This is a genomic window from Pantoea sp. UYEF8, assembly GCF_040546285.1.
In the GTDB taxonomy this organism is placed as follows: Bacteria; Pseudomonadota; Gammaproteobacteria; order Enterobacterales; family Enterobacteriaceae; genus Pantoea; species Pantoea brenneri.
Map to the genome: position 1 here is coordinate 644534 of NZ_JBEPNM010000001.1, position 23361 is coordinate 667894.

At 49.8% G+C, this 23361-nt stretch carries 24 protein-coding genes and 1 pseudogene; 7 read left to right on the forward strand and 18 right to left on the reverse strand.

Going from position 1 to position 23361, the window contains the following annotated elements:
* Positions 1–70 precede the first annotated feature (70 nt).
* From ABIB18_RS03195 to ABIB18_RS03205, 3 genes are read left to right on the forward strand one after another with little or no spacing between them, the layout of a single operon-like run.
* A complete protein-coding gene (locus ABIB18_RS03195) occupies positions 71–1381 on the forward strand; it encodes an MFS transporter (protein ID WP_354473627.1) in 1311 nt (436 codons plus the stop codon).
* An 18-nt stretch (positions 1382–1399) separates the two neighbouring features.
* Positions 1400–2488, forward strand: coding sequence for a tartrate dehydrogenase (locus ABIB18_RS03200; RefSeq protein WP_069727981.1), 1089 nt, complete (start codon positions 1400–1402; stop codon positions 2486–2488).
* A 2-nt stretch (positions 2489–2490) separates the two neighbouring features.
* Positions 2491–3750 carry a glycerate kinase type-2 family protein gene (locus ABIB18_RS03205; protein WP_089561171.1) on the forward strand — a complete coding sequence of 420 codons (1260 nt, stop codon included), beginning with the start codon at positions 2491–2493 and terminating at the stop codon, positions 3748–3750.
* Positions 3751–4067: 317 nt separating this feature from the next.
* Here the strand turns inward: ABIB18_RS03205 and ABIB18_RS03210 are convergent, their stop codons facing one another.
* Positions 4068–4289, reverse strand: coding sequence for a hypothetical protein (locus tag ABIB18_RS03210; RefSeq protein ID WP_072050994.1), 222 nt, complete (start codon positions 4287–4289; stop codon positions 4068–4070).
* 341 nt (positions 4290–4630) lie between these two features.
* Positions 4631–4894, reverse strand: a complete 264-nt coding sequence (locus ABIB18_RS03215) for a DUF2798 domain-containing protein (protein WP_354473628.1) — start codon at positions 4892–4894, stop codon at positions 4631–4633.
* A gap of 128 nt (positions 4895–5022) precedes the next feature.
* Here ABIB18_RS03215 and ABIB18_RS03220 point away from each other — a divergent pair, with 128 nt between their 5' ends.
* Positions 5023–5925 (forward strand): LysR family transcriptional regulator, encoded by a 903-nt coding sequence (locus tag ABIB18_RS03220; protein ID WP_256150961.1) that lies wholly within the window; start codon positions 5023–5025, stop codon positions 5923–5925.
* 548 nt (positions 5926–6473) lie between these two features.
* On the opposite strand, the gene ABIB18_RS03225 is transcribed toward ABIB18_RS03220, so the two are convergent.
* From ABIB18_RS03225 to ABIB18_RS03255, 7 genes are all read right to left on the reverse strand, one after another.
* Positions 6474–7541: an alcohol dehydrogenase catalytic domain-containing protein gene (locus ABIB18_RS03225; RefSeq protein ID WP_354473629.1), complete on the reverse strand. Its 1068-nt coding sequence runs from the start codon at positions 7539–7541 to the stop codon at positions 6474–6476.
* Between the two features lie 89 nt (positions 7542–7630).
* Entirely contained in the window at positions 7631–8809 is a 1179-nt protein-coding gene (locus tag ABIB18_RS03230) for an MFS transporter (protein WP_354473630.1), read from the reverse strand.
* Between the two features lie 156 nt (positions 8810–8965).
* Positions 8966–9802 (reverse strand): sugar phosphate isomerase/epimerase family protein, encoded by an 837-nt coding sequence (locus ABIB18_RS03235; protein ID WP_354473631.1) that lies wholly within the window; start codon positions 9800–9802, stop codon positions 8966–8968.
* 5 nt (positions 9803–9807) lie between these two features.
* Complete coding sequence (locus ABIB18_RS03240; RefSeq protein ID WP_354473632.1) at positions 9808–10551, reverse strand: SDR family NAD(P)-dependent oxidoreductase; 744 nt, start codon at positions 10549–10551, stop codon at positions 9808–9810.
* Positions 10552–10571: 20 nt separating this feature from the next.
* Complete coding sequence (locus ABIB18_RS03245) at positions 10572–11693, reverse strand: alcohol dehydrogenase catalytic domain-containing protein (protein ID WP_354473633.1); 1122 nt, start codon at positions 11691–11693, stop codon at positions 10572–10574.
* Positions 11693–12712, reverse strand: coding sequence for an ROK family protein (locus ABIB18_RS03250; protein WP_354473634.1), 1020 nt, complete (start codon positions 12710–12712; stop codon positions 11693–11695). Before ABIB18_RS03250 ends, ABIB18_RS03245 begins: the two co-directional genes overlap by 1 nt.
* Positions 12709–13935, reverse strand: coding sequence for a sedoheptulose 7-phosphate cyclase (locus ABIB18_RS03255; protein ID WP_354473635.1), 1227 nt, complete (start codon positions 13933–13935; stop codon positions 12709–12711). Before ABIB18_RS03255 ends, ABIB18_RS03250 begins: the two co-directional genes overlap by 4 nt.
* 237 nt (positions 13936–14172) lie before the next feature.
* Between ABIB18_RS03255 and ABIB18_RS03260 the strand changes: the two genes are divergently transcribed.
* The gene (locus ABIB18_RS03260; protein WP_354473636.1) at positions 14173–15051 is read left to right on the forward strand and encodes a LysR family transcriptional regulator; all 879 of its coding nucleotides are present in this window, start codon (positions 14173–14175) and stop codon (positions 15049–15051) included.
* 491 nt (positions 15052–15542) lie between these two features.
* Here the strand turns inward: ABIB18_RS03260 and ABIB18_RS03265 are convergent, their stop codons facing one another.
* On the reverse strand, positions 15543–16043 hold the full coding sequence (locus ABIB18_RS03265) for a hypothetical protein (RefSeq protein WP_354473637.1): 501 nt from the start codon (positions 16041–16043) through the stop codon (positions 15543–15545).
* A gap of 610 nt (positions 16044–16653) precedes the next feature.
* Here ABIB18_RS03265 and ABIB18_RS03270 point away from each other — a divergent pair.
* Positions 16654–17077: pseudogene (locus ABIB18_RS03270) on the forward strand (hypothetical protein).
* Positions 17078–17119: 42 nt separating this feature from the next.
* Positions 17120–17743 (forward strand): hypothetical protein, encoded by a 624-nt coding sequence (locus ABIB18_RS03275; RefSeq protein ID WP_354473638.1) that lies wholly within the window; start codon positions 17120–17122, stop codon positions 17741–17743.
* 491 nt (positions 17744–18234) lie between these two features.
* On the opposite strand, the gene ABIB18_RS03280 is transcribed toward ABIB18_RS03275, so the two are convergent.
* The 8 genes from ABIB18_RS03280 to ABIB18_RS03315 form a co-directional block, all read right to left on the reverse strand.
* A complete protein-coding gene (locus ABIB18_RS03280) occupies positions 18235–18558 on the reverse strand; it encodes a LexA family protein (protein WP_354473639.1) in 324 nt (107 codons plus the stop codon).
* Between the two features lies 1 nt (position 18559).
* The gene (locus ABIB18_RS03285; protein WP_354473640.1) at positions 18560–18799 is read right to left on the reverse strand and encodes a DNA polymerase V; all 240 of its coding nucleotides are present in this window, start codon (positions 18797–18799) and stop codon (positions 18560–18562) included.
* Positions 18800–19012: 213 nt separating this feature from the next.
* Positions 19013–19447 carry a tail fiber assembly protein gene (locus ABIB18_RS03290; protein WP_354473641.1) on the reverse strand — a complete coding sequence of 145 codons (435 nt, stop codon included), beginning with the start codon at positions 19445–19447 and terminating at the stop codon, positions 19013–19015.
* Positions 19448–19452: 5 nt separating this feature from the next.
* Complete coding sequence (locus tag ABIB18_RS23755; RefSeq protein ID WP_502922707.1) at positions 19453–20562, reverse strand: glycine-rich domain-containing protein; 1110 nt, start codon at positions 20560–20562, stop codon at positions 19453–19455.
* Positions 20516–21238, reverse strand: a complete 723-nt coding sequence (locus tag ABIB18_RS03300; RefSeq protein WP_354473643.1) for a baseplate wedge 1 family protein — start codon at positions 21236–21238, stop codon at positions 20516–20518. Before ABIB18_RS03300 ends, ABIB18_RS23755 begins: the two co-directional genes overlap by 47 nt.
* A complete protein-coding gene (locus tag ABIB18_RS03305; RefSeq protein ID WP_354473644.1) occupies positions 21238–22416 on the reverse strand; it encodes a baseplate J/gp47 family protein in 1179 nt (392 codons plus the stop codon). The genes ABIB18_RS03300 and ABIB18_RS03305 overlap by 1 nt, the downstream gene beginning before the upstream one ends.
* Positions 22400–22780, reverse strand: a complete 381-nt coding sequence (locus ABIB18_RS03310) for a contractile injection system sheath initiator (protein ID WP_354473645.1) — start codon at positions 22778–22780, stop codon at positions 22400–22402. The genes ABIB18_RS03305 and ABIB18_RS03310 overlap by 17 nt, the downstream gene beginning before the upstream one ends.
* Entirely contained in the window at positions 22777–23355 is a 579-nt protein-coding gene (locus ABIB18_RS03315) for a Gp138 family membrane-puncturing spike protein (RefSeq protein WP_354473646.1), read from the reverse strand. The genes ABIB18_RS03310 and ABIB18_RS03315 overlap by 4 nt, the downstream gene beginning before the upstream one ends.
* Positions 23356–23361 lie beyond the last annotated feature (6 nt).

The window sequence follows — 23361 nt, forward strand, 5'->3', positions numbered from 1 at the left end:
CCAGTTAAAACAGCATACTGAGTTCACAACAAAACGATAACAACCCTACCTGACTGTGGAGCATCCTGTTATGCACAATGACCTCGAAAAAAAGGTGATGCGCAAAGTAACGCTGCGGATTATTCCTTTTATCATGCTGTTGTATTTCATCGCATTTCTCGACCGGGTTAACATTGGCTTTGCCGCCCTGACCATGAATCAGGACCTGGGTTTTTCGCCGATGGTCTTCGGGCTCGGTGCCGGGATTTTTTTTCTCGGCTACTTTCTGTTTGAAGTCCCGTCTAACCTGATTCTGCATAAAGTCGGTGCCCGTATCTGGATCGCCCGCGTCATGATCACCTGGGGACTGGTCTCGGGTTGTATGGCGTTTGTGCAGGGCACCACCAGCTTCTATATCCTGCGCTTTCTGCTCGGCGTGGCCGAGGCCGGTTTCTTTCCTGGCATCATTCTTTATCTCAGCTACTGGTTCCCGGCGGTAAAACGTGCGCAGGTCACCGCCATTTTCATGGCCGCAGCGCCGCTCTCCACCGCGCTTGGCTCTCCTATCTCCGCGGCGTTGCTGGAAATGCATGGGCTGATGGGCTTCGCCGGCTGGCAATGGATGTTCGTGCTGGAGGCAGTCCCGGCCTTACTGTTGGGCATCGTGGTGCTGTTCTGGCTCACTGACCGACCGGCCAAAGCCAAATGGCTGACCGAAGAAGAGCGGACCTGGCTGCAAAATACCATGCAGGCTGAAGAGCAGGCGCGGGCGGTGGGCCAGAGCCACAGCAGCGCATGGCGCGGTCTGGCGGATAAGCGGGTGCTGGCACTGGCGCTGGTCTATTTTGGCACCTCGGCCGGCCTTTATACCCTGGGTATCTGGGCACCGCAGATTATTCACAGCTTCGGTGCCTCATCGTTAGAGATCGGTTTTCTTAATGCCTTCCCGGCGGTGCTTGGCGTTCTCGGCATGATCCTCTGGGCCCGCCACTCCGACCGGACCCATGAGCGCAGCTGGCACGTTATCGCTGCCTGTCTGCTGGCGGCAGCCGGACTGATTTACGCCGGCAGCGTCACTACCCTTTTCTCAGTAATTATCGCCCTGACGCTGGTTACGGTCGGGATCAGCGCATCCAAGCCGCCGCTCTGGAGCATGCCTACCCTGTTTCTGAGCGGACCGGCGGCGGCGGCGGGCATCGCTGCCATCAACTCGATTGGCAACCTCGGCGGATTTGTCGGCCCGATGATGATTGGCATCATCCGCCAGCAAACCGGCTGCTATACCTGGGGCCTCTATTTCGTGGCCGGACTGCTGATGGTTTCAGCCCTGACGGTACTGATTCTGGCCGGAAAAGCGAAAAAGCCACAGACCACAGAACTTCATCAACCTCACACTCATTAATCGACACGGAGAAACACCATGCGTAACTATTCTATTGCCGCTATTCCTGCTGACGGTATCGGTCCTGAGGTCATCTCAGCCGGCATTGACGTCCTCAGGGCGCTGTCACAGCGCGATCCGCAGCTGAAATTTGATATTCAGACTTTCGACTGGGGTTCTGACTACTACAAACGCTACGGTGTGATGATGCCGGAAGATGGCTTGCAGACGCTGAAAAAATTCGATGCGATCTATTTCGGCGCGGTGGGCGCACCGGATGTGCCTGATCACATCACCCTCTGGGGACTGCGCCTGCCGATTTGCCAGGGATTCGATCAGTACGCCAATGTGCGGCCGACCAAAATTCTGCCCGGCGTCACGTCGCCGCTGCGCAACCGCGGGCCGGGCGATCTCGACTGGGTGATCGTGCGCGAAAACTCCGAAGGCGAATATTCGGGCAACGGTGGCCGCACCCATAAAGGTCTGCCGGAAGAAGTCGGCACCGAAGTGGCAATTTTCACCCGCGTCGGTGTCACGCGCATCATGCGTTATGCCTTTAAACTGGCGCAATCCCGACCGCGTAAGCTGCTGACGGTAGTAACGAAATCCAATGCGCAGCGTCATGGCATGGTGATGTGGGATGAAATTGCCGCTGAGGTGGCGCAGGAGTTTCCGGATGTGCAGTGGGACAAAATGCTGGTTGATGCCATGACACACCGCATGACGCTGCATCCACAGAGTCTGGATACCATCGTCGCCACCAACCTGCACGCCGATATTTTATCTGACCTGGCGGGCGCGCTGGCGGGCAGCCTGGGGGTAGCGCCTACCGCAAATATCGATCCTGAGCGGCGCTTTCCTTCCATGTTCGAGCCGATTCACGGCTCGGCCTTTGATATCACCGGTAAAGGCATCGCTAACCCGATCGCTACCTTCTGGACGGCGGTGCAGATGCTGGAGCATCTGGGCGAGCATCAGGCCGCCGCGCTGATCATGGAAGGCATCGAACACGTCTGCACCCACGGCATCCTGACGCCCGATGTGGGCGGCACGGCAACAACGGCCGATGTCACGCGTGCCGTGGTGCAGTTCATCGAATCCCATTCAACCGTTGCCGAGAGTGCCTGACAATGAGAAACGATCGGGCCGCAGCGATCCTGGAGAAAATCTTTAAGCAGGCGGTTGACAGTGCCCGTCCCGGGCCTGTCGTACCGGCTGCGCTGCCGCAGAAGCCCGCCGGCCGCTGCGTAGTGGTCGGGGCGGGCAAGGCGTCGGCCGCGATGGCAGCGGCGGTGGATGCCGCCTGGCCAGACGTGGATGTCAGTGGCGTGGTGGTAACGCGCTACGGTCACGCCGTGCCTGCCGGGCGTATCCGCATTCTGGAGGCTTCACATCCGGTTTCAGATGCGATGAGTGAAACGGCGGCGATGCTGATTCTGGAAACGCTGCGCGGCCTGACTTCCGACGATCTGGTGCTGGCGCTGATATCCGGCGGTGGCTCTGCCGTGATGGCCTTACCCGCGCCGGGTATCACGCTGGCCGATAAACAGACGGTTACCCGAGCACTGCTGCACAGCGGTGCCAGCATCAGAGAGATGAATCTGGTCAGGCGTCATCTGTCGGCAGTAAAAGGTGGCAGGCTGGCGGCACTGGCGCAGCCTGCTCAGGTGGTTTCGCTGATTATCAGCGATGTTCCGGGTGATAATCCGGCGGATGTGGCATCCGGTCCGACGGTGGCTGACAGCAGCACACCAGAAGATGCGCTGAAGGTGCTCGAACGCTACGCTATTCCGGTCTCCGCCGCAGTTCGCCATCTGCTGAGCCAGCCGTCGGCGTTGTCAGGCATGCTGCCGGTCGGTGAGGTCAGGATGATTGCCACACCCGCGATGGCTTTACAGGCCGCGGCCAGTGCGGCACGTCATCACGGTATTACGCCACTGATACTCGGCGACGCCATCGAAGGTGAGAGCCGGGAGGTCGCCACCGTCATGGCGGGCATCGCAAAATCAGTGAAGCAGCACGGCTACCCGCTGAAGGGGCCAGCAGTGTTGCTGTCAGGGGGTGAAACAACGGTGACGGTAAGCGAGGGAAAGGCAGGTAAAGGCGGGCGTAATACCGAATTTTTACTTGGGCTGGCCTGCGCCTTGCGGGGAGAAAGCGGAATCTGGGCCATCGCGGGAGACAGTGACGGTATTGATGGCACCGAGGATGCGGCGGGTGCGATGATTTTTCCTGATACGCTGTTGCGCGGCAAAACCTGTGGGCTTGATGCGCTTAGCTATCTGAACGCGCATGACAGCTACAGCTATTTTCATGCGATTAACGATCTGCTGATAACCGGACCGACATTAACCAACGTTAATGACATCAGAGCGATATTGATAGGCTAACCTGTGGCTCTCTTTTAAACGAAGAGAGCCACAGTTCATTTCTCTTATTACGCGAACCAGCATGTCGCTGGACTGGCATTTTTTCTCTAAACCGGTCTGCGCAGGGAAGAATGGGCAAGCTGTCACTTCCCCTTGCTCAGCTCTCCTCACTTTATCCGTCACTTTTGCGGCAACGGATAACGGTTATCTTTTCATCATTGATTGACACCAACCGGTGGTTTTCAACCCTGGCCAGCCAGCGACTGAAAATGGGCTGAAATCAGTCGTGACTGAAACAGGTTTAATTCAAACAGCCCGGTGATAGCGGTTGAAGGAGGTTATTTCTGACTTTGTTGCTGATTATCTGCTTCTTTTTGTTTTTTCTTAGCCATGTGATGGCCTACAGCGCAGCCGGCAGCGGCACCTGCAACGCCGTGATTCGCAACATGGCCAGCGACACCTCCAACAGCAGCGCCTTTAAGGCATCCCTTCGCCTCAGCCTGCATGCTCATGCTGAAAAGCAGGCCAGCGGCCATGATGCCAAACGTTAACTTCTTCATATTTTTTTCTCCATGTAATGACTGGCGTGTTCCAGTTACTTACCAGCATAGCCAGTTAAAACCAGACGCCTTGCCAGAATGGATAAAACTAAAACCTGGTTACCCTTCGTTACGTTTAACACTGACCCAGCGGGATAATCAGGCGCTTTACGGGTGATCATATCGGGCAGTTTCCCTGCCCCATAAACACCTCGCGTGGCTGAAAGCCGTCCAGCCCTGCCCTGCCGGCTTTGCTGAGGATCTCATCTCGGATGATTCAGGATTGCCCTCTTAACGCGGCTGACAGAAGCCAGCAATGTTGTTTTTAAATGCACGAAAAACGCATGGCCGTTCTTCAGGTCTCAGTGACCGTGAACGGTCAATCCAACAAGACGGATAACGACAGGACGGACAACCAGTATGCAAAAGAAAGCCGCTGGCATGGCGACCTGGTAAGCATTCATCACATTTGTCAGGTAATGGGGTCCCATTCCGAATTCGGCTACCGTGATGACCAGACTCATCAGGAATGCCATGATGGTCGCCATATAAAAAGCAAATATGTACGGTGCAGCGCGCTTTGGCAGGCGATTTCGTCGGGTATTTTTAGCGATAGCATCAGTCATCGGGATATCCTGTTTAATAAAGATGAACGGAACTGCTGCTAACCTAACAAGCTTATCAGGACGGTTGTAGCGTGGTTATGCTTTAATCATTATTAAACAAAAGTGACGAATGAAGCATTGAGGATAAGATGGACGTTTTAGGGCTGATCAGCACGTTTATCCGCGTGGTGGAGAACGGCAGTATTGCAGCGGCGGCACGCGCTAAAGGTATGAGCCCGGCAGCAGTTAGCCAGAGTCTTTCTCGTCTTGAGGCGCATTTGGGCGTGCGACTGCTATCGCGCACCACCCGTAGCATGACCTTAACTGAAAACGGTAAGCGTTATTTCGAGAAAGTACGCCACATTCCACATGATATAGAGCTCGCCTCGCAGGCTGCGGCCAATGAAACCAAACCGCAGGGACCACTTTGTATCGCTACTACAGCCGCGTTTGGTCGGTACGTTCTGGCGCCACTTATGCCCGCTTTCAAAGCGTCCTTCCCCGACATAGATATCGAACTGATCGCTACCGATCGCAACGTCGACCATCGGCTGGAAGGCGTCGACGTCAGTATCCGCATTGAGGCGCAGCTGAATGATCAACTGATCGCCAGGAAAATCGCGTCATTGCCGTTTATATTCTGCGCAGCTCCCGCTTACCTTGACCGTGCTGGCACGCCTCAGACACTCGCAGAACTTAGCCAGCACGCCTGCCTGGTTTTCCGCTATCCAACCGACAGACGGTTTCTGCCATGGACGTTTATGGTCAACAGACAACCTGTCAATGCAAAACCTGACCCCAGCTTCATCAGTGATGATATTGATATTATTGCAAAAATAGCAGTCAACGGGGGCGGCATTGCTCGTCTGGCGAGCTTCGTTGCTCAGCCGTTGATAGACAGTGGTCAGTTAAGACCGTTGTACTGGTCAGGGCACAATGGCGAGAGCAGCGTTGAGTCCCTGCCAATGAATATCTATGCCTGCGTCACCGAACGTTCGGCACTTAATGCGAAAGTTCGGGCATTTATTGAGTTTTTAGAAGCTGCGATTTGAGACAAGGCCGCTTTTAACGGGCAAAACTTACCGCAGAAAAATTGCCTGGTGATGGCTTTTCTACAGGCCACACCCTACGCATTGCGGCTCTTACCTACCGCCAGATTGCCAGAGGCTTATCACTCAGGTCTGATACGGCAATTATGTCCGGATCACATTCATCAGCCGCACGACCAGCGAACGGATCTCTTCCCCTTTTCATCGGTGAACCGCTTTACCGGCTGCAGGTCGTGCGCACGGCACTTTGACTCCCCGCTATCATTCATCCGGGTACCGGTGAAAAGGCGATTTGATCGCCCTCATGCTTCATCTTAAATTCTACGCCCAGCGCTGCCCGGAATTAGCGTGAACATTAATCTCCTTAAGCCTCGTATTTTCCTGAATGGTGAGCCACCAGCTGCCTGCACAGCTGGTGATTTTTGCTTGCTACTGCTTCCCCTGTTCGCTATGAGCGAAATAGGAATTTTGGAAAGCATACTTATATTGAGGTGTATTAATTTATGGGGAGCAGTTCTGCATAATAAATTTCTCCCTGCCAATGAATAACGTCATTCAAGGTTTATTCTTACCACGACTTTACCCGGATAATCATGCTCGCCAGCCGCTACTCTCATCACAAAATCAGCGAAATCATCAAACTCAATAACAGTGGAAACCAGACTCTCTAATGGAAATTGCTGTGGATAGGTGGCATGAAGGCGAAAACTTTCTTCATAATCTTCCTTGTAACAACCATATGCGCCGCAAATCCGTAAAGCTTGCCCCTGATACTCGGTTTCCCGAATGAGCTCTTTTCTGCGGATAACATCTATATCAACCCCGGTGGTCAGGAATTTATCACCTTCACGCGTTCCTCCGTAGATCAGCACAGTACCACTACTGGCAGTAAGATCAGCGGCCATTGCCAGTATATCTTGTGTGACAATAGTCGATACAACCATGACAATATCAAATTCGCCTGCATGATCCTTTGCGTTATCTAGTGCAAAAACTTCATCTTCACGCAGCAGTTGTTTTTCATGCGCGAAATCACGTCTCATTTTACCCCGGTTAAAAACGGCAACTGACGCACCTAAATATTTCGCATACATTGCAAACATGGTCCCGGAACAACCGGCCCCTATTATACCGACCTTTTTCCCCTGCAGATCTGTTGCTTCAGTGAGCGCTAACAATTTCTGAGTAGCATGGACAATGCATGCCATGGGCTCTGGCATCCAGATGTGATGGATAATATCTTGCTGAGGAACCCTGATAATGGCCTGATCCAGTTGTTCTGGGGAGCCATTAACAAACACGTACTCCGCAAAACCAGTGGTCCGGTCTGGCGTAATATTGGGATTGAAAGTCACCAACTCACCTTCCTGAAATCCGCTATTCGTCCCGCCAAATACCACTGTTCCTACCAACTCATGACCAAAAAGAGGCCCCCTGTCTGATGGAACGTCCCGTGAACCTATAATTTCTTTGACGTCTGCACGGCAAATACCGATATAGTCCGGCCGTATAACGACACTATTTTCACCGAGGGTATGTCGTGGAAAATTTTTAGTGACGTTTCTGACAATGCCATTCGCGAGTTCAGCTGTTTTATACGTCGTCGGTAAATAAGACATGTTCATTCCTGAAAGCTAAATTCAATAAGTCTGTTGCCTCTCTAACGTTAACAACGGGTAGAAAGGCAAACATTATTTTTATTTACCGGTTACGATTCAAGCACCGGCGTAAGGGATTGACGGCTGAGACGCCATGCAAACAAAGTGATAACCAGACTAATTGCCGCAAGCAGGGCTGCGGCCAGAGGGACTGCGCGAATACCGAAACCAAAATCAAGTACAGTGCCCCCCATCCAGGCACCTAAGCCGTTACCAAGATTAAAGGCTGAGACATTTACTGACAGCGCGAGCGTCGGAGCTGCAACTGCCAGTGACTGAATGCGCGCCTGCAGGGAAGGAATAATTGAAAATCCAATTGCGCCGAACAGGAAAAGAGTGATCGCTGAAAGCACCGGCACCACGCTGGTCATCCAGAAAATAACCAGCACAATGACCAGGCTGCTCAGTACTATTGTCACACCGCGCATCACGTGTTTATCCGCCAGTCTGCCGCCCGCGAAGTTGCCCATGATCGCACCGATACCGAAGACGACTAAAAGCGCGGAAACGGCAGAAGGTGAGAAATGGCTGATGTCCATTAACAGTGGCACAACGTAGGTCGAAGCTGTAAATACGGCCCCTTGTGCCAGCACCGTTGTAATCACCGCAAAGATAAACGTCGGATTGCCCAGCGAGCTCAATTCACGACGCATTGCCCCAGGTTTAGACTGTTCAGCCTGCGGTAATTTTGCTGGCATAAATACTGCAATCAATGCCATTGAAATCATGGCAACAATTACGATAGCAACAAAAGTCGCACGCCAGCCAAGGTTTTGGCCAATGAACGTGCCCAAAGGCCCGCCTAACGCGTTTGCAAGATTAAAGCCAAGCGCAATTTTTGCCATGGCTGAGCCCTGTTTACCGGGGGGAGATAACGTAGCGGCGAGGCTGAAGGCAACAGCCACAAATGTCCCGTGGCTTACTGACGTGAGAATGCGCGCTGCCATCAGCATTTCATAATCAGATGCCAGTACCGCCCATACGTTGCCAATGATAAATGGTACCATTAAGCCCACAACCAGTGTCTTACGAGGAACACGGGAAGTGAGGAGTGTAACAAACGGGCCAATTATCGTTACGCCTAATGCGTATCCCGTTACCAGCAGTCCGGCATCTGGAAGAGTAACCGCCAGATCTGATGACACCACAGGTAACAGCCCTGAAATAATAATTTCCGCTGTTCCCAGACAAAAGACTCCTAACATCAGCGCAAATAGCGTGATAGGCATAAAAAACTCCTCGAAAATTTTTATGTCGAAACCCAATTATTCAACCTGACAGTAACGACATTATTAAAATGCAGGAAAAAACATCATTTAATATCTGATCAGCTAAACAAAATTAAAAATGAAGGAAGTTCGCTGACGTTCAATATCTTAACGGAATCACCCATCATACTTCTGCATCAACTCAGAACTCCCGCACCTGTTTTTGGTAACCGATGGTCTTATCGCGTGTTTTTTCAACCAACAGATATCACTTTTAAGACGTGAAATAACGCCATCTCGATAGTCATTTTCCAGGACTAACGTACTGACGAAAACTTCTTTGTTATTGAGCGCATTAATAACGTCAAGAATAATCTGGTCGCTGCACGTTAGTGGCGCATTTTCATCCATAACCTTAATGTGTATTTGTGGAGCAATTAAATTTGCAGCCACTTTTACTACACCCAGAGGAGATTGCCCTACCTTTAAAGGATTACCTGTATCAAGAACCACGCGAAAGCTGGCTGAGTTAACCATTCGGATAAGTTTCAGCAAATTGTCAGGGTTAAGCACATTTTCTGTTGCCAGTAAAAGGCCTCGTTGCTGTGCCTGGCTACACGCCCAGTGTAATACCTTTGCCGTTCTGACTAATTCAGTCTGATTAGTGATCTCACTGCGGCGAAAGCTGGGAAGAAACACCAGCCCTGCTCCCAACGTATCAGCGGTATCAATAGCTCTGGAGATAATACTTTTTACCTCCCGCGACGCAGAACTGGCTGGCTCAGCACACAAACCAATATCATTAAGTACATTTGCCGACACAGCCAGTAAATGAACATGGGTTTCAGTAAGCGCTTCACTTATGGCTTTCAATGTTTGCGAATTGTCCAGCCATGGCGACCTGCCCGGTCCGCCCAGGTCCAGCTGAATCCCCTCTACGCCAACCTCAGCGGCGAGGTGAATAGCGTCCCGGCCACTCACAGGCAGTCGCCAGTCTGCTAAACCAATGTTCATCGGCGTCACAGCCTGCTCCGATCGCTCTGTGATGCTGGTTTCGCTTCCTGGACAGGCTGCCAGTGGCCATTGGCCTGAACCATTAAGCTTGCACCATTGATGAACTGATTCTGATTTGTGATCAGCTCCACCGCGACTCGGTCAAAACTCTCCGGTCTCATATAACCTGAGTAATCGAAATCAGATGGACGGCGACGGCGAATGCCCGCAGAATCAACCATTCCTGCTGGAAGCACAGAAATAAAGCGGACCTTTGCAGGATCTTCTTCCTGGCTCAGCGAGTCAATCAGTGAAGCGCAAGCCGCTTTCGTTGCGGCGTAACCTGAACGCCCGGGCCCACCGTTATAAACCACCTCAGAAGAGACATTCAGAAACAGACCCGGCAACGATTGACGTAGCGAAGGTAACGTTGCCTGCAGCGTCAACCATAGCCCGTTTAAATTGACCTCAAGTTGCTGGCGCCATTCGGTTAATGCGGTCTCTGAAAATAAAGAGCGACGATCACCATAGTACACAGCCGCATAACACACGGCCTGCAAAGGACCGGTGGCGGCCTCGGCCAGCGCTGCTTGTACAGCTTGATGGTCCGTAAGATCTACTGACATCCAGCGAATTTTTCCCTGGTTTGATGGCGGATTCCGACTGAGAACTGTGACTTCCAGACCGGCCTGGGACCAGGCTTCTGCTATCGCTCTGCCAATCCCGGTTGAACCTCCAACCACTAGCGCCTGACGACCCGTTATAGACATCTTTTAATTGCTCCTTATTATCAAGTTTCCGTGCTGAATTGCACCGCAAGTTTTATTAACCTGCGACCATCGAATTGTCGCTCCGCTGATGATGCAAGATGCGTCATCACATCAGCGGCCTTTTCCAGAGAAAGAGTATGCGTAATGAGAGAACTGTAGCGCTCAGGCTGTTTCATTAGTTCGTCTGCAGCGCTTCTCAAATGACGGTTAGCTACGCCACGCTGGCCAACTAGCTGGACGGTTTTGGCATGACTGGTTTGATGTGTCTGAACCACACCGGGCATGGGCTTACCGGCACAATTCACTGCTCTGATTTGGCTTAAGAGGACACCAGGTAACAAAGGCGTAGCAGCATCTGCTGGTAACCCCCCCAGTAAATTTATCCTGACTTCTCCGCGAATGTAGCGGAGTGCAGTTTCGAGACACGCCAGAGTCGCATTACGTGGCGTAGCGATCAGCACCGCAACACGTGCACCTTCCGAAAGTGAAGAGAGTAATGCCATACCTGCTGCATTATTCAGAACGCATTGTGCAGCACCCGCTTCATAACGCCTGCTCCATGCCATTCCTTGTTCAGTATGGTGCAAATGCTGGATGCGTATTCCAGCCACCAGTTTGTCAGCTGCAGCCCGAACTGCCAGATGGCCTATTACACCATCACCAAATACCACCAGCGTGTCTGGGTTGTGGTCTGACAATAACTCAAAGGCATAATGTACCGCCGCAAGTGGCTCCAGCAGGGTCGCTGTCGCGGAATGGTGATCGGTGCTCAGCGGTATAACCAGGCCATCGCGTACTGCGATTGCAGGAATCAGTACATTTTCCTGGAGCAGACCTTCGACATTGTGGCCCAACAGAAATGCAGGATCGCTGCGATGCGTTGGATTGATGCAAACCAGCGTTCCAGGTGCCAGATTGGCCGGGACATCTTTGCCTACCTCACTCACACGTGCGATACCTTCATGCCCGAGGATCTGGCTAGGATCATCACGAAGTCCGCGTAACATCTGGATATCTGTTCCGCATAAACCTGCGTATATAGGTTTGACTGTAAGTTCATAACCCTCTGGCTTGCGGGTTGGCCTGTCCATCACCACGACTTTACCGTCATGGCGAACTAACGCTCTGTGCCACTGATTCATTACCAGGCTCCAAAGGTAGCGGCAACCCCCGCGCCAGCAAGACAGTCTGCTTGAGCTACCACAATACGTGTTGCTATCCAGTCAAAATCCAGATGGCTGGTCAGGTACAAACCCGCAGTGCGCAAATGTTCGAGAATCGCAGATCTGTAGTGTTCACCCAGCGAAACTGCAACGCCTCCGGTGATGACAATTTTATCTAAATCCGGGTCAAGACAGAGTGCAGTGCGAAGAACATCAGCAACAGGTAACGTCACAGCGCTGAGTAGCGCTTTCGCTACCGGGTCATTTGTATGCAGTGCCTTGCTGAAGGCCTGTTCAAAATTGCTACCTTCTTCAATTGTTCTCCCAAGCATCGAATCCGCCCACTGCTGCGGTTCCCGAACTTTAAAGAGGTCCGCCATTCTTGCTATACCGCGCCCCGACGAAAACGAAGAGAGGTGATTTAATTCACCGCAGTCGCACAGCAGATGCACCATCTCGCGACCCAGGTTCGTGGTTGCGGGAAGATGACCGATTTCTCCTTGCAGGCCACAGGAGTCAAAAGGAATATGCCTTGTCGCTCTGTCTATAGTACGCGCAGCAATCCCGGTGCTAATTGTCACCAACATGACTTTGCGGTCCTGGGCACACAGTGGCGTGGTAATAACGTGCAGCAAGGCGGCTGTGACATCATTAACGACATGCCATTTGACATCAGGCCGCAGGCGAATCAACTCGCTCTGAAGATCAAAGGGAACGTTGTGCGCTCCCCAAAGCGGCGCTGAAGCATAAACCGTTGCATTGCGATGATTCATCGCCGCCCCAAAAGAAATGCCCACTGTTTTATCCTGATCGCAGACAGGAATTTCAGTTATTGTTTTCACCAGCCGCTGTTGCAATTGTTGAACAGACATATCAGGGTGCTGATGAAAGCTCGGTGTGGTTATGGATTTGCGAGTACCCACACCTTTATCCGCTGACCACTTAGCCCATCGCATGTGAGTCCCGCCAATATCGATCACAGTGGCTGTTTGGGTCATGCTGCTACTTCCCCGCTTAATAACTTTTCGCGACTTTCGAGGAACGCCAACGCAACAGCAAGTTCATCGCGTGTAATGTCATTGACAAAAGCCACGTTGCCGATACCGTCAGAAAGCGGAATACGCTGTAATCCATCACGATGTTTGATCGTGTCAACGAGGGCTTCTTCCAACAGGGCGAGATTAAAAATAGGATTTGAAATTGGCAGCCCGCTTTTTTGTATCAGCGATATGGCACGTTCTGTCTCTTCTGCCGTCAGCAGTCCGCGCCCATGAGCAAGCGCAACGCACAGCGCCATATCAACGGCAACCGCTTCGCCGTGCAGCAGCACCGGATTAGCGAGAAGTTCCAGCGAAGGGCTGAAGGTATGCCCGAAATCTACGCAACGGGCTAATTCTGCTTCCCAGAGATTTGGCTCAAGTTCTGCCAACATGCCAGCAATAGAGCGCGTGATAATTTCCTTCATTGCGCAATCTTCTGAGGAAAAAGCTTCCGGAGTCAGATGCAGTGACATCATTTCAAGCAATTCAAACAGAGGCTTATCTTTAATAAGCGCCATTTTAATAATTTCCGCAACACCATTAGAAATATGACGTTGGTTGAGACTTTTAAGAAACGACGGATCGATTAAAGCTGACGTCGGCGCAAAATAGGTTCCCAGACGATTTTTATGATCTCCGTGATTGATACCAGTTTTAATGCCTATACCTGCATCAATCTGACCCATTAAGGTGGTTGGAATACGAAGGTAGGGTATACCGCGACGATAAAGACTAGAGGCAAATCCCACTACATCAAGTAAGACACCCCCACCGATACCGATGACGACCTCGCCACGACGCAATAAACCGGCGTCTGCCATCGCCTCAGCTACCAGAATGGTTGATTCGACATTTTTGTTAATCTCATCTCCTGAGATAACTTTCCAACGGATGTCAAAATTCCAATGTGAGAAGTAAGCTTTGAATCTTTCACCGTAGATTTCATCAACTTTTTTATCTATAACAACCAGTCGTTTGATACTTGCCTTTAAGTTTTTGTCGACATGCTTTGCACAGGCCCGCGCTAAAGATGGATTTTTAAGATTTAATATATCTCTGACGATTGAAACCTGATACTCCACTTCCTGTATCGCATGCATATGCCATGTTAAATCAGTACTTTTGGCTAGCGGTGCGCGCCGAAAACTTAAAGTATTAGATAGCTGTTGATTTTCGTTCATATTATTCCTTTTGATTTTAGCCAACCATTATTTGCACAACGAGCGATAACATCACTTCGCATTATTAGATTGCTGTCCTACACTTTTAGCTTCCGTGTATAGGCTATGTTTTAACTCGGGGTGTGATATCAATTAACACCACAATGACTTTACATTAACTTACGTTCTGGAATAACCTACCTGCAGTTCCGGACTATGCTGCCAGATTTGGCCGCAATCCAACTTGAGGTACAAAAAATGATCGATTCACTTTCCGCTATTTCGGTGTTCGTGAAGGTGGCGCAAGTGGGGAGCTTTGTATCAGCGGGCCGTGCGCTGGGATTGAGCGCTTCAGCTGTGGGCAAACGGGTGACCAGCCTGGAGAACAGCGTGGGAGCACAGCTTCTTCAACGCAATACCCGTAGAATTTCATTGACCTATGAAGGTGAGTGTTTTTTAAACCATGCATTGCGCATTCTTGAGGAAGTCGATCAGATACAAAATGCCATGCTGGTTTCAACTGAGAGCGCCGTCGGAAGATTAAAAATCAGCGTAGCCCCCATCCCGAATCTGTTTAGTGAAAGATTTAATACTTTTCTGGAAGAACACAGAGAGATAGAAGTCGAATTCGATTTTTCCGACAGGTTTGTCGATCTGGTTGGTGAAAATTTCGACGCAGCCTTACGTGTCGGAAATGATCCTGATGGAAATTTATGCTCTTACTACATTGGTGATATTCAAAGCGTACTTGTTGCCTCTCCGGATTATCTTTCCCAGCATGGTCAACCAGAAAGTGCAGAAGAACTCACCACTCATACTTTAATTCACTATCGGTCAAGAAATACTGGCATGATTCAAACATGGCCATTACCGGGAATAAAATCTTTACATCTTCCTCAATCGATTATTTGTAACGATATTGAGACTCGCATTAAGCTGGCGCTTAATGGTAATGGCATAGCATATCTACCTAACGTTTCAATAAAAGAACATCTGGAGTCAGGCTCCCTTTGTACGCTGCTGGAGGATAAGATTAGTGATACCAGCACACCGATTTATGTTGTCTGGCCATATGCCCACAGGTATTCGTTACGGCAAAGGTTATTAATTGACTATCTTAAACGATTCAAAATTTGAGCAGGATAAATCCCCAGGGGTTTAACAGATATCTTATTATGGCAGATTAACATCGCAATGCATATCTGGCACCCTTTTGACTAATTAATACACCATTACCATAATACATAGTAATATATTTTTATTTCCTGTTTCGTGCTGGTACTTTTCTTTATTTTTCTTGTTATAGAAAACCTCTATAAATCTGTTCACGTATTTGATGTATTTACTTTGTATGACGTAAACCAATTTAGCTCTCCATGCAAACGTTCTGAATGATACCAGATGACCTGCCCCTCATTGATTAATACAGTCTGATGTTACAAAGGTCCGCTATTGGTACAGAGTGGACTGACCCGGGCGCAAAGTCCACTACGAGCAAAAAATGGGCCTGGAGGCGCATTAGTACACAAAAGACGGTTACAGCGAAGCTGAGGTTATTTGTTTTTTACGAACAGAAAATTTTAGTCAGGGATCGAAACGAGACTGTCGTGAAAACTTTATCCCCCTTCTTATCCTGCATCTTCTTCAACATTGTATTTTCGTTGCTCAATATCCCACGGAAGCGCAGGTTGTTTGCGAACAAGTTTTGTTTTTCTTTTTGAGAAGAAATAAGTTCTGAGTTCTAAAAAATGACGGCTTTTTTTCGGTTGAGGCTCATAAGTGATAAGAAAAAAAATTAAAGGCCTACTAGCTTCACTCCATATTCTGGTTGCTTTTTCAATAACAATATTGATATTTTCATGCTGACAATACGAGATGAACGTGGAGAAATAACACTTATCGTTTTTTTCAAGCAGTTTGTCTAATTCGTTAACGCTGTCTCTGTCTGCCTGATTATACTCCCACTCAACATAGGTTAAAATTTGATTATCTGGGTATCGTAAGACTGCATCGGTACGCCCGCACTGTTCAAAAAACGTTCTCGCGCCCATCAACTTTGCACACTCTCGCATGACCAGGCCAACATGAATGGTCCAGTTGGATCGGTTGATATATTCACCTTTGAACACAGGAAAATCTTGATACCACACACAATTAAACAGACAGATGAAATCGCGCTCTACTCGCTTCAACGCAAGCCTCTTTTTCAATAAATGATTTGTAAACTGATAAGTAATATCTGATATCGGCTATTCATGACTACACTTTAGGATTTTAATGTCTGGGTCCCGATTTAAGTGCTCTTTGGTTGTCAAATCGGATTTATTTCACTCTTATTACTTATGCAGAGCTGATAAACCTACCACGAAGTGAATCAAGTCCGTTTCTGGCACAGAGCGGATGTCCGGCATGAGCTTTCCAGACTAGCAGATAACATCAGCCTAAGAATCAAGCACAATACTGGCAGTATCCTGTCTTGGTTGCCCTTACTTTTCGGCAACTGATCATTGTTATGTCTTAATTGTTGTTTGATGCCAATCGGTGGCTTACAAGCCTGACCAGTCAGTGACAACAGTTTTTGCTGACAGCTATGCTGTATGGCCTTCATATCACCCTATAGCAATGTTTCGTTAAGCGTTTTGTTTTAAGGGATTTAGTGGACTTCAGAAGAGGATAACAGGAGAGAAAATTGGCCCCTACAGGATTGAATAGTAAATCATATGTGCATGTTATTTAGTTATTTTTCCTTGTTATGTAATTACACATACCCCCAAATGTTTTTGTGACCTCAAAGTCATTAGCTCTTCTAGTGGCGATAAAACCGCATGGCTTGTCGATGCCATCCGACAGAAACTGAACCGTCCAGAGAATAACCCTAATGCTCGCTTAATGTCATTGGTGGAGCGGATGGAAGTAGCTGCCGCTGCTCTTATCGTCGGTAAGCAGGGTGTACCGGGTTCGCCATATGACGAACAGGAGGTGATCCGCATCATTGCTGAGACTATCAATCAGGGCTTTGACAATGCTCGCATCATCGCAGAGCGGCTTAACGATGCAGGCTATCAGACGAAAGCTGGTAAGGCGTGGACTAAAGATATATAGCGCATGGAAACGTCAGGCAGACCATAAAGCTAAAGTCGATGCGGCCATGCCCAGAAATTAGTAACCTGAACGGGTAGGCTTGTTGATGTTGCATGGATGAAAAATGAAAAGACGCTTTTGGCTAGTTCCAGGTATTGTGTTTGTTACTGTGTTTTTTGGAATGAAAGCTTTATTGGGAGGTGGGTGTTCAGATGGCTGGCAGTCACCTTCAATTGGTATACAGGGAGCTTGCTCACACCATGGCGGCGTAGGAAGCGGAGGGGGAATATCGCTTATTTGTGCCTTAGCCTTGGCTGGCTATAGCTTTTACAGATTAGACAAAGAGGAAGCCGAGAAAAACCGCAGGAACTATCAATTATCAAAGCAGAATGAATGGCTTAGGCTTGATCTAACCTCAGCACCATTCAATCCACAGGAACACTATTCAATTACGGGAAATGCCCTTTCATATACCTACATAAGGCGCATTGGTTCTGAGCCTGAATCTTTAACGGTTACCATTAGCGATGCGGATTCAAGCAAAATAGAGAAGTTAGCCCTCACTTTAGCTTCACAGAGCCATGCCACGTCTATGCTGGTTCTCGATGGTCTTGATGTTTCCCTAACCATGAATATCGGTAAGTTAACAACCTTCCAGGTACACCAGATTTCAGATATTGGTTCCCTGGGGAACACAGCTGTCCTTCTAATTAAGACGCTCAATAATCATTTGCACCCCGACGCTTAATATTTCTTCTTTCAGCTGGCTTTTGCCATCTGAACTCTGACGCTGCCATCCTTTGACGGTGGCGCTCTTTCGCCTGTAGGGCCTGTGCTACTCCGTTTCGGATTGTGTAAAGCGTGTGCCTGTCCAACTGACCTGCCCCCAAATGTACCCCCACATGATTATTGATTTCAATAGATGTTAGTAGACGTTGAGATAACGAGATTCGCGGTAAGGAGCTTACTGAATAGGGTTTTGTGTACTTGATTAGACTTGAGGAGAAGTAAAAATGGTACGCCCTACAGGATTCGAACCTGTGACCTACGGCTTAGAAGATAGTAGATCATCATTTAACACACTGATTTAAGGCCAGAAATCCATGCTCGCGCAAAGTGATGTGTCGTACTGTGTCGTTAAGTGCAGTTATCAGAAATTCATCTGCGTTATGTGGCGACACAATTACGACACACCATTTCATTCGTTCGAGTCACACAATAGGATTCGAACCTGAGCTATCAGATGGTCGGCCGGTATGGCTCATACACAGCCAGTATCTCGGCCGTCACCTTTCCGAGCACCACTACTCCATCAAGTCCCTTCCCGTCGATCGTCTCGCCGTCCTGAGTGATGATGCCCGAGGGGAACAGTTTCCCAATCTGCGGGTAATCCTCAAACTGGAATGCAACCTTGTCGCCGGGCTTAGGCGGGATGGAGCGGTCAACCAGCACAAATCCTTCCGGCGTTTCAACGCGCATCATATTGGCCGGGTTCGGCATCAGAATGTCATTCAGGCTCAGGCGGTGCTCAACATGGTCCTGCGCAGGAGATGGAAATCCCATGTCAGAGTCCCCCGTTCGGGTTGAACATCTGGAAGGTGCGGGCCTCGCCCTCTTCTGTGGAAATATCACGAAAGTTATGAGTGTAATTCTCAATCCACTGATTAGCTTCACGCAGTGACATGTGCCAGTTGTAACGCTCAAGCGCGGCCACGAAGTCACGCGTAGTTATGGTTCGCCGGCCGCTCTCCTCCATCTTAATGGACTGAGTGAATGCAAAAAGAATGTCGTCGGTACGCGCCATGATGAGAATCCTCCATTGATAAATGCTGTATAGATAAACAGTAATATCGATCGATGGTTTTGATCAAGGCGGAGCGGCTCACAAATTTGTAAAGGTGCGGTTGTGAAAGGGTTTTATGTTGGGCAGCAGCAGCGGAGAGTGACTAATCTCAAATCACACCCCGCAGCCTGCTGAGATGGGCGCGGTCCGTTCTGCCCCGTCGCCGGGGCTTTTTTATGATGGCTTAGCCGGCCATTTAACATCTTTATCTGTATTTGCATCAACACGAGTTAGCAACACTCTGTACTTCTTCCAGGCAGTCAAAGCCGCGGCTTCTTCTTCTGTGGCCATTTCCAGATCAACCGCATCCTGTAGAACGCTGATGCTCAACGTGGCCGCATCAAACAACATTTGTTTGGTTGCCGCATTGGTAGCAATAAGCTGCTCTTCGTTCTGCTGCTGTTCTTCTTCGGTAGGCGGTGGCGCAACAAACTCACCGTTGCTGTGGGTGAATCCTGTGCTGATGAATGCACCTTCAGGAACTTCAACAGCAGTTAATCCATTGCCAAAATCAACTTTGGCTTCACCATCCCAAACCACCAGGTTTTCAACAATGTTTGTTTTGTTGTTAACCAGCGCCCAATTTCGCACCTTCGCTTTATTAGCCATTTCAATCACCATTCAATAGTTACAATTCCGCCTGAACCATTACCGCCATTACCGCCGTTGCCTCCGGTTGTACTTCCGGTGTAAGTGTACAGACCTCCGCCGCCGCCGCCGCCAGCACCAAATCCGTTAGCGCCTCTGCCGTCTGCTGCTGTTGAGCCTGCAACGCCGGACCTCGCTGCACCACCGCCCCCGCCGAATGGCCCTGAAGCGCCAGCCCCACCGGATCCACCCGGACTACCAGCCAGAACATCTTGTCCGGATGTCCCTCCCGGATAGCCAGCGCCAGAGCTGCCGCCTCCCGCAGCTGTTCCCGCTCCGGCGGGAATGTTAGCGCCTCCGCTGCCGCCTGTGCCGCCGGTAAGGGTCACGAGGCTACCGATTATTGTATTGCCACCATTACCACCGGCACCGCCATTGCCGCCTGTGCTACTCCGCGCACCTGCTGTTCCTGCTGAACCAACAGTAATAGGAATAACCTGACCTGGTGTTACGGTGTAAGGAGATCTGATAATGGCTTGACCAGCACCGCCGCCCCCGCCGCCAGCGCCAACCCCACTTGATGAGCCACCGCCAGCGGCCCCGCCGCCGCCGCCGCCAGCACAGGCGGAAATCCATAGAGTGGTAATTCCAGCTGGTACAGTAAATGAAGCGCTGGATGTGGCTGTCATTGAGCGCGGACTAAGACTTGATACACCATTTTTAACGGTTATAAGCTTTGTCCATTTCGCGGATGGCGGGGCGCTTCCGATATTGCTATTTACCAGGGAGGAATAGGTTTCCCCGGAATATACACAAAGCGAACCAATATAGTATTCCTGAGCCGCATCCCACTCAGGAACTCCCATTTGGTGCTGATATGCAATGAACTGACTCATTGCATACATCGCTGCATTGAAGTCTTCCAGCGAAGGATGCTCTGACGGTCCAACCACGCCCCATCCACGCAGGAAAGCTGGCGTCACCTGTGAGGTTAAATCATCAGCCTGCTTTGTTTCACCAAACAAGGTGCGCTCAAGACCCTGAGCATCTGACCCGAACGCTTTCAGGTTTCCTGCATATCGTGTAATTTTAGACATGAATTTTCCTCGAAAAAAAACCGCCCTGATAGGCGGCATTGAATTTGCTTCCAAACCCCCTTGCTGCGGGGTTTTTGGAGAACCCGAACGTCATTCCGGGAGTTACTTGATAGAAATAGTCGTAGCGAACACCCGCCGGCTTGGGGAGCAAACCAAGCCTCACAATCAGACGTAACTGTTCCTGAGAAATCTGAGGTGAAATGTTAAGCGCCAGAGTCATGTCTTTTCTGTCTGTTACATATGCCTCACCATTAAATGCCTCCTGAATAACCTCCTGCAGGCTAACGCGGTCATCAGAAGAAATAGTGGAGGATGATGCATTTTTAGCTATTTTAACTTTCAGGAACCGCCTGTACTCATTATCTCCCAGTTGGTAATCGCCATACGCCGGAGCAAATTTACTGAAAAACGGAGCGCCGATATATGATGTGTCGCTCTTACTGCTGAATCCTGCCGAATCTGAGTGACCATCAAATCCGAAAAACACCTTAGCCACCACCTCCGGCACGCTGCGTGACAGACCAACAATACGGCCAATCACATCGAGTCGATAACCTTCAGCCTGGTCAATATCGAAATTGGCAGGATCGCGGATGAAATCGGCGATTATTTGCCACTGAATGAGCATCGCCTCTATTTCAGCTTTGGCTTTTGGCTTTTCCCAGTATTGCTTTATCAGCATCAGAGTGTAGCGGTTGATAATGTCGGAATTCATCAGGCCACCTCATTAACTTCTATGTTAGCCACATCTAATGTGAATTTACCCTGGAATCCCGGAGACAATTCCCCGTCAGTAAAGTTTATGCCATCGTCACTGATTTTTAATTCTGTTAGAACGAAGTTCAGCCTGCTGACACTATACCCATTTGCATAGAACTCATTGGCGTCAACATCTTCTCCAATGTGCATAACGCGACCAGCAAGAGCCTCTTTTAGCGAATCAATATCAATAGGATCAGAAGAAACTTTTCGCTTCGCTTTTAGCTGAATACGCAGCGGCTTATAAACAGGCCTGTCGAAGTTCATATCGTGTGCAATATTAAGTGTCGTGCCGTCCGGCCTCACAAGCGTTTCAACATAGCGCCCGGTGACCGCCCCTTTGGTGCCAGTGCCTCCACCTTTTTGCTTTACCAGAACCTCGGTAATTTCGGACGCCGCGCCTCCCTCAACTACCAGCCAGACAGAATTAGCCGGGATTCCTGTCAGCGGGTCATTAAGCCTGGTGTCGTTCTCGTCAATATTTAAATCTGTTACCCCGGCAAGTTGGGCTACTTTGGCGAATATGGCGCCCGTGCTTCCGGTCGCAGGGTTTTCCAGAGAGCGATTGCGACGCTGCCTGAACTCCTCTGGTGACTCCTCATCCCTGCCAACCACCACAGCCACATCGGAGATGATATTTACCACGCCAAGTTCTGGCGTCAGTTGCGTAAATGTGTCGCTTAACAGCCCAGTGACTTTACCGAACTTCTCTGCAAAGAATGTGACTGTAGTTGTGCCTGCAGGAACAGTTACATCCTGACGCACAAACCAGATCTGATTAGCCTGGTCACGGATTTTGTATCCATCGTATAGCAGCACCGGTCGGTCAGTTGTCACCTTCAGGTCGCGCTGAGAACGTGAGCCGGGGCGCAGGTACAGCCCGTGCAATTTAGCAATGACCTGCTGCATGTCACCGGTATTAAAGTCAGGGTCCATCTGTGAGTACAGCCACTGTAGCGCCGACTCAATATCGGCTCTTGCCTGAGCCTCTATCGCTACTCGCTGGCCGTCCGGCGACTCCTGGTCGAGGTCGATATCCTGACCATAGATGCTTTTATACCCATCGCTAAGCGTCTGGAATATTTGCGGGAAATCGTCAATCTGCAGGCCGTTATTATCAAACTGTAGTGCCATCGCTCCGCGCTCCGCTAACAGGGAAGTTGATTATCTGTTCATCAAATACTGTCTGGATGCGCAACTCTACAACCTGATATCTGGTTCGTTTATTGACAGTCAGCTCCAGATTGTTAATCCGCATTACGCCATCTGTTGCCAGTGTGACTCGCTCTATTTCGCGCAGTATTTGCTGTTCGGTGTTTTTCTCAGATAGCAGATAAAACCAGTCGATGTTATCTGCCATATTGAGGGGGTTATCATTTTTGAATGACCGGATGCGGCACTTAACTTTCTGGGCAATGGCAGAGCCACCTGTTATGTAATTCGCCCGCCCGCGGCCAAACCCCCAGTCGTCATCTTTATCGAGTGCAGACACAATCATTGAGGGCCTCCTGTATTGCCGCCGCTATCACCGCGATGGGTATGTGTGCCAAAATCAATACCCCCAATTGTCGCCGCACCAGCTGTCAGGCGGCCTGTGCAGGTGATATCTCCTTTTACGGTCAGATTTCCTGTGATAACCATATCCCCCGAATGGTCGGTATTGCCCATCATGAGGCGGTTCTTTTTTGGAATTGATATTGCAGAAGCGAGTGGGTTCACGCCACATAGCGCGAAGCCGTCAGAGTAATCGTGTATACGCATTTCAAGGGGAGGAACGAAATCACTACCGGCGTACCATGAGTCATAGCATCGCTCGGATATCAGAACGAGGCAGTAATCACCGGGCTTCACAGGCTCAGCAATGTAGCTCCCTCCGCCCTGCATAATGACCGGCGGAACCTCAATAAACTCAGGCAACCTGACGCTCGCACCATCCAAGACACGATTTATAACTGGTACGCAATTGATGGTTTTTTCGTTTACAGCAGTGATTTTTGCTATGACAATGGTGTGGACGTTAGCCAGGGCAAAATCGACACCCTGACCAATAGTGTCGTGGAGTTCTTCAACCATATGATT